Origin of the sequence: Prosthecobacter sp., assembly GCF_014879935.1 — a bacterium.
GTDB lineage: Bacteria > Verrucomicrobiota > Verrucomicrobiia > Verrucomicrobiales > Verrucomicrobiaceae > Prosthecobacter.
Genome location: NZ_JACSRD010000237.1, coordinates 1 through 10,752, shown reverse-complemented (window position 1 = coordinate 10,752; position 10,752 = coordinate 1). Strand labels below are relative to the sequence as shown.

7 protein-coding genes are annotated in these 10,752 nt (G+C 61.7%); 4 read left to right on the top strand and 3 right to left on the bottom strand.

Translation table 11 applies throughout. The features are described 5' to 3' along the window. The 4 genes from IAE77_RS27210 to IAE77_RS27195 all read left to right on the top strand — a co-directional run. On the top strand, nt 1-875 hold an 875-nt coding region (locus tag IAE77_RS27210; protein WP_294233752.1), incomplete at its 5' end, for a PIG-L family deacetylase. A 96-nt stretch (nt 876-971) separates the two neighbouring features. After that, nucleotides 972-1,406 (top strand): NYN domain-containing protein, encoded by a 435-nt coding sequence (locus tag IAE77_RS27205; protein ID WP_294233750.1) that lies wholly within the window; start codon nt 972-974, stop codon nt 1,404-1,406. Nucleotides 1,407-1,435: 29 nt separating this feature from the next. Further along, nucleotides 1,436-2,155 carry a tetratricopeptide repeat protein gene (locus tag IAE77_RS27200; protein WP_294233749.1) on the top strand — a complete coding sequence of 240 codons (720 nt, stop codon included), beginning with the start codon at nt 1,436-1,438 and terminating at the stop codon, nt 2,153-2,155. Continuing rightward, nucleotides 2,152-5,727, top strand: a complete 3,576-nt coding sequence (locus IAE77_RS27195; RefSeq protein WP_294233747.1) for a hydantoinase B/oxoprolinase family protein — start codon at nt 2,152-2,154, stop codon at nt 5,725-5,727. Before IAE77_RS27200 ends, IAE77_RS27195 begins: the two co-directional genes overlap by 4 nt. Here the strand turns inward: IAE77_RS27195 and IAE77_RS27190 are convergent. The 3 genes from IAE77_RS27190 to IAE77_RS27180 form a co-directional block, all read right to left on the bottom strand. Beyond that, nucleotides 5,708-7,111, bottom strand: a complete 1,404-nt coding sequence (locus tag IAE77_RS27190) for a PPC domain-containing protein (protein ID WP_294233745.1) — start codon at nt 7,109-7,111, stop codon at nt 5,708-5,710. The genes IAE77_RS27195 and IAE77_RS27190 overlap by 20 nt on opposite strands. Before the next feature lie 86 nt (nt 7,112-7,197). Continuing rightward, on the bottom strand, nt 7,198-8,538 hold the full coding sequence (locus IAE77_RS27185; RefSeq protein ID WP_294233743.1) for a DUF1501 domain-containing protein: 1,341 nt from the start codon (nt 8,536-8,538) through the stop codon (nt 7,198-7,200). Nucleotides 8,539-8,611: 73 nt separating this feature from the next. Continuing rightward, nucleotides 8,612-10,752, bottom strand: a 2,141-nt coding sequence (locus tag IAE77_RS27180; RefSeq protein WP_294233741.1) for a DUF1553 domain-containing protein, incomplete at its 5' end; no start/stop codon positions are given.

Genomic DNA, 10,752 nt, shown 5'->3' with positions numbered 1-10,752 from the left:
CGTCATTCGTCATTCGTCATTCGTCATTCGTCATTCGTCATTCGTCATTCGTCATTCGTCATTCGTCATCCCCGCGCATGCCCTCCATCCTCGCCATCTTCGCCCATCCTGACGACATCGAGTTCGTCGCCGCCGGAACCATGCTGCTGCTTCAGCAACGCGGCTGGGATCTGCATTACATCAACCTCTGCACCGGCAACGGCGGCTCCGTGCAGATGGACGGGCCGGCCACGACCCAAAAACGCCTCGAAGAAGGCAAAGAGGCCGCCCGCATCCTCGGAGCGACTTTTTATCCGCCGATCTGCGATGACCTGGAGCTGACCTACGATGTGAAATACCTACGTCAGGTCGCCGCTGTCGTCCGCATGGCCAAGCCGGACATCGTTCTCACTCACTCGCCGCAGGACTACATGGAGGATCACATGGCGGCCAGCCGTCTGGCCGTCACCGCCGCCTTCGCGCACGGCATCCCGAACTTCCAGACCGATCCACACCTGCCGTCCTACTCGCACGACGTGACCGTTTATCACGCCATGCCGCACGGATTGTGCGATCCGCTGCGGCAAAAGCTCATGGCAGGCTCCTTTGTGGACACCACGACCGTGCACGCCCGCAAACGCGACGCGCTGGCTGCTCACGAAAGCCAGAAACACTGGCTCGATGTCTCACAGGGCATGGATTCCTACCTCATCAGCATGGATCAGGCCTCCCAGGCCGTCGGTCGCCTTTCCGGCAAGTTTGAATTCGCCGAAGGCTGGCGCCGCCACCTGCACCTCGGCTTCAGCTCAAAGGAGATCGATCCGCTCAAGACCGCCCTCGGCGATCTTTGCCTCATCAACGAGGAATACGAGAAGGCCCGGACGATTCCGGCTTGAGCTGGAGTTCCAACTTTCATGTTTAAAGTTTCAAGTGACCGGGCAGCACTCGTCGCACTTGAAACTTGGAACCTGAAACTTGAAACTGATCGCCCGATGCCCGCCCCGCCCACCTACCTGCTCATCGACGGCCACAGCGTCATCCACGCGTGGCCGGAACTGCGCAAGGAGCACCGTGTGGCCTCTCGACGGCACCTGGCACGCACGGAGTTGCTCAAACGGCTGCGCAATCTGCAGGACATGACCGGCGTGCAGGTCGTGGCCGTTTTTGACGGTGCGAAGCAGGGCACCAACGAGGAGCGGGAACCTGAAGGCCTGCAAATCATCTACGCCGATCCCGGCACCACGGCGGACACCATCATCGAGCGTCTCGTCGCCAAATACGCCGACGAGCGCCCCATGCGTGTCGTCTCGGCCGATGGCATGGTGCGTGAAACAATTCTGTCACTTGGAGCCGAGTGGATCAGCCCCGAAATCCTCCGCAGCATGTGCGACAGCGCCGAACGTGACATGCGCACACGCCTTGCCTGAAACCGAAACACGCACTAGTTTTCAACCTCATGAGCCTGCTCAAATCGTTCCTTTCCCTCACCCTCGGCACTTCAATCGTCCTGGCCCAGACCTCCGAAGCCCCGCGCCCGAAGGCCTCGGATGAGGTGAAAAAAGTCCTGCTGGAGGCCCGCAAGATGCGTCTGGAGCATCGCTATTCCGAGGCCCTCGAAAAACTGGATGAGGCCGAGAAACTGGCCCCCAACCTCGCCGACATCTACGCTCTGCGTGGCGACATCTACCTGGCCCCCCGACGCCGCGATTTCGACCTCGCCCTGCCCCAGTTTCAGAAAGCGGCCGAGCTTGAGCCGCAGAGCCCGCTGCCAAGGTTCAACCTCGCCGAGTATTTCTTCGTGAAGCACGAGTTCGACGCCGCATTGCAGGCCTTCACGAAGATCACGGCTGACTTCCCGAAGCTGCCGATGATCATCCGCCACCTCGTGCACTACAAACGGGCTCTGTGTGAGCTGAAACTCGGCCACCGCCCGGCCGCGGAGCAGATCGTCGCAGATAACTTCACCTTCATGGATGACACGCCCGCCTACTACTTCAGCAAAGCGGCGCTGGCCTTTGATCTCGGCGATGCAGCGAAGGCGAACGAGTGGGTACAGCGCGGTGTCGCCGTCTTCAAAGGCCCGAATTGCGAGCCTTACTACGACGCCTTCAAGGAACTCCGCTGGGTGCCTGACATGGATCTGAATCCGTCGAAAGACCAGCCCAAGAAGCCGTGAAATGGCGCATCGCGGCCGACACAGGTGGCACCTTCACCGACTGCCACGCTCTCGATCCCCAGGGCCACGAGTCGCGGTGCAAAGTGCTCTCCACCGGGCACCTCCGGGCAGTTTTGAGTGAAGCGGGCACTCCTGCCCGCCTATCAGGTCTCCCTCCCCTTCCCGACGCATTCCTCACGGGATTCATCATCAAGGCAGTCGCAGAATCAGATTCTCGTGTCATCACCTCGTTCGATGCCGCCACATCCACGATCACGCTCGATCAACCCGTCACCTGGCAGCCCGGAACGCTCCTCGAACTCACCACGGGTGAGGAGGCGCCGGTTCTCGGTGCCCGCATTCTCACCAACACGCCTCCAGGTCACGATTTCCCGCCGCTGAGCCTGCGCATCGCCACGACACGCGCCACGAATGCGCTGCTCGAACGCAAAGGCGGCCGCATCGCACTCTTCATCACGAAAGGCTTCGGCGATCTGCTGCAAATCGGCGATCAACGCCGCTCCGATCTCTTCGCTCTCCGACATGAGTCACGCCCGATCTTCCATGAAGTCATCTGCGAGGTGCTGGAGCGGCTCGATGTCACGGGAGACGTGCTCGAAGCACTCGATGAAGCCGCCGTTCGTGTCGCCGCGCTCGATTGCATCGCCCAAGGCATCACCACGGCGGCCGTTTGTCTGCTTCACGGCCATCCGCACTCTCAACATGAGCTTCGCGTCGCGGAAATCCTGCGTGAGTGCGGCTTTACGCACCTCACGCTCTCCCACCAGACCGCCGCGTTCACGAAACTGCTGCCACGTGCGCAGAGCACCGTCGCGGACGCTTATTTGCACGCACCCGTGCAGTCGTTTCTCAACGGCATCCGTCGCGTCTCGCCTGACATGCGCGTGATGACCAGCGCCGGCGGTCTCAAGACAGCGGAAGACATCCGTCCCAAGGACATGCTGCTCAGCGGTCCAGCCGGCGGCGCCATCGGTGCCGCGAACGCAGCACGCCGACTTGGCATCACCAAAATCATCACGCTCGACATGGGCGGCACCAGCACCGACGTGGCACGCATCGACGGCCGACCGGGTTATCGCTTCAGGCAGGATGTCGCCGGCATGAAGCTTCTCGCACCTTGCGTCGCCATCGAAACGGTCGCCGCAGGTGGTGGATCGATCTGCCGTATGACTCATCACGGTCTCGCCGTCGGCCCAGAGAGCGCCGGCTCGAATCCCGGCCCCGCCTGTTACGGCAAAGGCGGTCCGCTGACGATCACGGACGTGAATCTTCTGCTCGGTCGCTTCGATCCCGCCAAAGCGCCGATCCCGCTTGATGTCGATGCCGCGAAACAGCGTCTGCGCGAACTCCATGCGCAAACCGACGGCACGCTGAGCGAAAGCGGCCTGCTGCACGCGCTTCTGCGTCTCGCCGTCGAGCACATAACCGACGCCATCCGCCGCATCTCCATTGGTGAAGGCTACGATCCGGCTGATCACGCCCTTCTCGCCTTCGGTGGAGCCGGACCGCAGCATGCCTGTGCGGTCGCAGAGTCGCTGGGTATGAAAATCATCCTCGTTCCCGAACACGCCGGCATCCTCAGCGCCGTCGGTTTGCAGGAAGCGGTGCCCGAACGCATCATCGAGAAAGAGCACCGCATTTCTTTGACCGCATTTTTGTCCGACCTGTCGGACTCGTCTGACCAGTCCGACAACACCACCCAGATCGCCGAACTGCGCCTCAAAGGCCAGGACACGCCGCTCCAGGTCGAATTCGACGATCCCGCCGATCTCCCACGCCTCTACCACGACGCCTACCAGCGTCTTTTCGGCTACCCACCACCCGCGGGCCGCGAAATCGAACTCGTCAGCGTCAGAATGATCCTCAAGGAGGGGGAGACTCCCGTCCCCCCCATTCTCCAACGCAACGAATCCATCGTCCCAACACCATCCCTCATCCAGGACGCCTTCAGCACCATCGTCGTCGCTCCCGGTTGGGAGGTGGAGCATGTCGAAGGTTTCGGCCACGTTTTGAGCCGCACGACGGAAACCTCATCCGCGCCACCAGCTCTCGAACGCGATCTGCTGCGCCATCGTTTTCACGCCATCGTCAGCGACATGGGTGCCCTGCTCTGCCGCACGGCGATCTCCACGAACATCCGCGAGCGACTCGATTTTTCCTGCGCACTGCTCGATCCGCAGGGCCGCCTGCTCTCCAGCGCTCCGCACATTCCCGTGCATCTCGGCGCTCTCGGCGTGTGCGTGCGTGAGGTCGCCAAAGCCGTGCCGATGCAGCCAGGCGACACGATCATTACCAATCATCCCGCGTTCGGCGGTTCTCATCTGCCGGATGTCACGCTGATCACGCCAGTTCACGATCAAACCGGCCGCTTGATCGGCTACATCGCCAATCGTGCCCACCACGCCGAGATTGGCGGCATTACACCGGGTTCGATGCCCGCCAATGCCACGCGCTTGATCGAGGAAGGCGTTGTCATCGCCCCACGACACCTCATTAGCGGCGGAAGCTCCTGTTTCGACGAGATTCGCGAATTGCTGACCACCGCGCCACATCCCACGCGCAATCTGGCCGACAACCTCGCCGACCTGCACGCACAGCTCGCGGCCAATCTGCACGGCGTGGAGCGTTTGCAGGCCCTCGCGGGCGATTCGCTGCTCGAATCGATGCAAAGCATCCTCGATCACTCCGCCCAGGTGATGCGCAGGCAGATCGAAAAGCTGCCGGATGGCATCAGCGCCACGGAGAAGCTCGACGATGGCTCGCAGATCGTCGTTTCGATGCGGCGGGCAGAGGAAAAGCTCGTGATCGACTTCAGCGGCACAAGCGGCGTGCACCCGCGCAATCTAAACGCGACCCAGGCCATCGTGCGCAGCGCTGTTTTGTATGTGATGCGGCTCATGCTTCAGGAGGACCTGCCGCTGAACGAAGGCCTGCTCGATCCAGTCGAGATCATCACGCCTGTTTCGCTACTGAGCCCCGCCTTCGTTGAAGATCCAGCGCAATGCCCTGCGGTGGTCGGTGGCAATGTCGAGGTCAGCCAGCGCTTGGTGGACACCTTGATCAAAGCGCTGCGCCTCCAGGCCTGCAGCCAGGGCACGATGAACAATTTCCTCTTCGGCGGCGGCAGTTTCGGCTACTACGAAACGATCGCAGGCGGCTCCGGTGCGGGCGAAGGCCACGACGGTGCCTCCGCGCTGCACACGCACATGACGAACACGGCCATCACCGATCCTGAGATCATCGAGCAGCGCTATCCGGTGCGGTTGCGTCGGTTTGCGATCCGTCGCGGCTCCGGTGGTGCGGGACAATGGCACGGCGGCGATGGTGTGGTGCGTGAATTCGAGTTCGTGAAGCCGCTCACGGTCAGTTTGCTTACCCAGCATCGCGTGGAGGCTCCGTTCGGTCTCAATGGCGGTCAAAGCGGCCAGCCGGGACGCCAGACGTTGGCGAGGAACGGCACAAGCATCGTGCTCGACGGTTGCACCAGCTTTGAAGCTCAGGCTGGAGACCGCGTCGTCATCGAAACACCCGGCGGCGGTGGCTGGGGACTGGCTACGGCTTCTTCGCCGTGACCGTGAGCCACGGGCGCGTGTCCGTGGTAATGAGCAAATCGCCACGCGGTTCCGTGAAAGGGATCGCATAACTTGCCAGCACGGTCTGCACGGCATCCGGTGCGCTGGTAACGATCTCCACGGCAAAGGGAGCCTGACTTGCGGCGGCTTCTGGCGCGGCCTTCAGTGTCAGTTTCACATCGCCGCCCTTCGCAGGCACATCCACCGCATCCGCCGTCACACCCGCAGGCAGTTGCACCGCCCGAGCCTGGATCTTTCCGGCGTAGGTGCCGGTCGCCTTCACATTGAGCTTCACCTCGACCGTTTTGCCCGCGGCCAGTTCATAGCCGTGCGTGTCGAGCGTGCCAGAAAGTGATGGCGTGAACGGCTTCACCGAGAGCTGGTAGGCATGATCGGCGCTGCCTTGGTGGAAACGATCGACCACGACGAGCTTGAAGCTGCCATCCTTCGCCGCCTTCCAGCGCAAAGTGGGATCAAGGTTCTCCTTCTCGCCGTCATCGGCCTGCTGCAGCACTTTCCCATCGGCGTCTTCGATGCGCAGCGTGGCGTCCAGCGGACTGCGCAGCGCCTGGGCGCGCACGGTGATCTGCCAATCGTCGCCTTTCTTCGCGGCGAAGGTGTAGGCATCCTCTTCGCGTGCCTTGGCGATGCAGCCGTTCACCAGCGCCGGAATCGTCAATGCCTTTGGTTCATCCGCTGGTGGTGCCTTGGCAGGCCCGTCGGTGGCTGTGAGGCGATAAACGTGACTGGCACCGCCTTTGAGTGCCACATCGGCCGCCGGAGGATGCGCGAATGCGAACACCTGCACGAAGAACGTGCCATCGGCGATGGGCGTGTGCTGGATGCGTGGATCGAGATTGTGCGTGTCATGGCCACCCGCGATTTCGACACCGCGATCGTTCAGCAGCCGCATCGCCGGGTCCATCGGCGAGCCGAGCGCATAACCATGCAGCTCCAGTGTCACCACTTTGCCCTTCTGAACCCGCAACGCGTAGGTGTCCACGTCGCCCGCCTTTTCCAATACGCCATTGAACGTCACGTTCATCGCGGGCGCGGCAGTCTTCACGGCAGCGAAAGCGTCGTTCGGCTCCTTTTCGAGCTGCTCGGGCAGTTTGCCGATCTCGATGATGCGTGGCGGCGAAACACCCTCGTTCGTGAACAGGCGCACGAGATACGGGCCGGGCTGAACGTCAGCGCCGATGCCGAGCACGAACTTCTTCGGCTTGTCTCCTGCCAGCACGGCAACCTTCGGGTCGCTGCACCAGGCCTGCGGGGTATCCTTTTCCAGATTTTTGCCCGAAACGAGGAGATCCACACGCTGACCGGCTTGGCCGCCCGCAGGAAAAATGCTCTCAAAACCCGGCGGTGCAGCTCTCGATGGCATGGCCGCCATGATATGAAAAATGACGAGTGCCAGAAGCCTCCGGCCACTCGTCGTTTGACATTCAGTATTCGTCATTGCTACCGGCCTCACGCGAACAACTCACGGATGGGCCGGCCGCCATTGATGAGCTGGACAGGCCGTCCGGTGTTGGTGTGAAGGATCTGGTGCGGGTCGATGCCCAGCTTTGTGTAAAGCGTGACCGCAAAGTCCTCGGGCGAGTAGATGTTCTCGCTGGCGTAGTAACCTTTGGGGTCCGTGGCACCGACAATGCCTCCACGCGGCACGCCTGCGCCCGCGAAGAGGATGTTCATCGCGCCAGGCCAGTGATCGCGACCGCCGTCCTTGTTGATCTTCGGCGTGCGGCCGAATTCGCCGAGAGCGACGACGAGCGTGCTTTCCAGCAGGCCCCGACGCTCCAGGTCAGTAATCAGAGCGGCCAGTCCTTGGTCAAACTTCTGCATGAACTCACTTTTGCAGGTCTTGAAGAGCTCACGGTGATGGTCCCACCCGCCGTAGTTCACGGTGACAAACGGCACGCCCACCTCGACCAAACGTCGCGCCAACAGCATGCGCTGGCCGAGATCGTTGCGTCCATAGAGGTCGCGGGTCTTTTCGTCCTCCAGATTGATGTCGAAGGCTTCTTGGGCGGGCTTCGAGGCGATCAAATCGACCGCTTTGCCATAGAAGGTGTCAAAACTCACCGCCGGATCGTCCACAACGGCGTCATTCAGGCGCTTCATGCGATCCAGCGACGTGCGAAGTTCGCGACGCGAAAGGCCACGCGCCTCGGAAATGTCGGAAGGCAACACCACATCGCGCACCTTGAAGCCCTTCGAGTTCGGATCGCCTCCAGCGACGAACGGAGCGTGCTCGTCCCCGAGGAAATTCGGTCCACCGCTGCGGGTGATGCTCGGCAGCGTCATGTAGCCAGGGAGACCGTTTTGCACGCCACGCTTGTAGCTCACCACGCTGCCGAAGGATGGATGGAACGTGACAAACGCCCCACAGCCTACCGGCACCGGCGTCGGCGCACCGGTCATCATGTAGTGATTGCCACCGCCGTGATTCGGATCCTTGTGCGTCACACTGCGCAGCACGGTGAATTTGTCCGCCGCCTTCGCGAGATAAGGAACACTCTCGGAAAAATGCACGCCGGGCACGCTGGTCTTGATCGGCTTGTACTCGCCGCGGATGTCGGAGGGAGCGTCCGGCTTCGGATCAAACATCTCGTAGTGCGACGGCCCGCCATCGAGCCAGATGAGAATGCAATTCACCGGCTTGCCGATCGAAGGCTGCGGTGCCGAAGCGGCCATCGCCTTAGCTCGGAGCAGATCGGTGAAGCCCAGCCCGCCGCCAGCAGCGGTCAGACCGAGCTTCAGGAAATCGCGGCGCCTGTGACCAGCGCAGTTGTGGGTGATGCGTGACATTCTTTCGGGGGAAAAGACCCGCAAATTACGAGCGCAGGACGAGGTTCTTGCGAATGCGGAAAAAAAGCCCGGCTCAATGATTAAACACAAACTCCGCCGAGTTCAGCAGGCTCCACAGCACGTCCTCAATGCCTGCTTGCCGGTTCTGCACACCGATATCAATCGCCTTGCGTGCAATCGCCATCTCCTCGGCATCGGGGAGGCGTGAGAAGCAGGCGAGGTAGAGTTCTTCGACGATCTGCTCGGGCTTCGCGTCGCTTTTGGCGAGGCGGGCGGCGCGGCCTTGGGCGTTCACGAGCATGTCCTGCAGTTTCGTGGAGTTCATGAGGTGCAGGGCTTGCACGACGCTCGGTTTGGCATCGCGTTCGCAGGGGCATTCAGAGCTGGCGTTGGGGCGGCCGAAGGCGTCCATGAACTGGCTTTCGAGCTTGTGATTCCATGTTTGCTTCGCGAGCGCATCGGGCGGCAGGCCGGTGAAGGTCTCTTTGACCTCGGTGACGGCGCAGACGGCATCGAGCAGCGTTTCGGCGGGCAGTCGGCGGCGGTAGCTGCGGCTGTAGTTTTTCAAATCGGACGCGTTGGTCTCGTTTGGCAGGCTGCTGAGGCGGTAAATCTGCGAGCGCATGATGGTGCGCATGAGATGCTTCAAATCGTAGCCGTGCTGCACGAAGTCGGCGGCCAGCCAGTCGAGCAAGGCGGGATTCGTGGGCGGATTCGACGCGCGGAAGTCATCCACCGGATCGACGATGCCGCGGCCCATGAAGCTGGACCACACGCGGTTCACGATGGCGTGCGCAAAGTGCGGATTCTTCGGGTTCGTCATCCAATCGGCCAGCACGGCACGCGGGTCCTGCGATTCGGCGATGGGGATTTCCTTGTCGGCAGGCGGACGCGGCTTCAGCGACACTTTAGTGACGGGATGCTCGATGCTGGCCGTGCCGGGCGCGAACCACCACTGCTCCGGCTCGCCGCTGATCGGCGCGGAGATGCCCTGGCCCTTGCGTTTCATCTGCGTGAAGAACGCGGCCATCTGGTAGTAGTCCGTCTGGTCCCACTTCTCCGTCGGATGGTGGTGGCACTTCGCGCATTCCAAACGCACCCCGAGGAAGATTTGGCCGATGAAGGTCGCCGCGTCGATGGGCTCGCGTTTGTCACGCCAGATCGCCACGGGGCCATTTTTGTGCGTGTTGCCCTCAGCGGTGAGGAGTTCGGTCACGAAGCGGTTCCACGGCTTGTTTTCGCGAAAACTCTGCCGGATCCACTGATCGAGCAAATAGACCGGCTTCACGCCGACTCGCGATGGGTTCGGACGAATGAGATCGCCCCATTTGATGGCCCAGTGATCGGCCCACTCGGGGCGTTCGAGTAATTGATCGATCCACTGCTCATACTTCGACGGATTTTTGTCCGCCAGGAAGGTGCGGGTTTCCTCCACGCTCGGCAGCATGCCGATGGCATCGAGCGAGGTGCGGCGGAGGAACTCCGCGTCGCTGCACGTGTCGCTTGGCAAATAACCAACCTTTTGCAGGCGGGCATAGACGAGCTTGTCGATCTCGTTGCGCACCGGCAGCTTCGCGTAGCGCTCGGCGGGCAGCAGTTTTTCGGCGGGCACATCCACGCGCGAGATGGCGACCTGGCCCATGTAACGCGCCACGATGACCGTCTCGCCGCTTTCGGTCGAGGCTTTGACTTTGCCGACCTCGTCCACGCTCGCGATGGCCTTTTCGGAGGAAATGTAATCCGCCAACGCCGTCACATCGCGGGTGGAGCCGTCGCTGTATTTCGCGGTGACCTTCAGCGCGAGTTCCTCGCCCTTGCGATACGTTTTCTCGCCCGGCGTGATGGCGATCTCATTCAGTGTCGGCTGATTCGGCAATTCAAACGGCATGCCCTGGCGAATCCACTCCGCCACAGTCTTCGCCCATTCGGAATCCGGCTCAAATCGCTGCCCGCCTTCATGCTGCACACGCACGGTCGCCTTTTGAAGAATCAGACTGTCCTCCGGCCGCGCGGGAAACACGCGACGGCCACGCGAATCGTTCACGAACTCCATGAAATCGCTCTTCGTGTCGAAAGCGAAGATGGAAAGCCGGAAGCCAGCCTGTCCACTCGACTTCGCATGGCAGGAGCCGAGGTTGCAGCCTGCTTTGGTGAGGATGGGGAGGATGTCGCGGGTGTATGAAAGAGAGTGGGACAGGTTTTTAACCTGTCCGG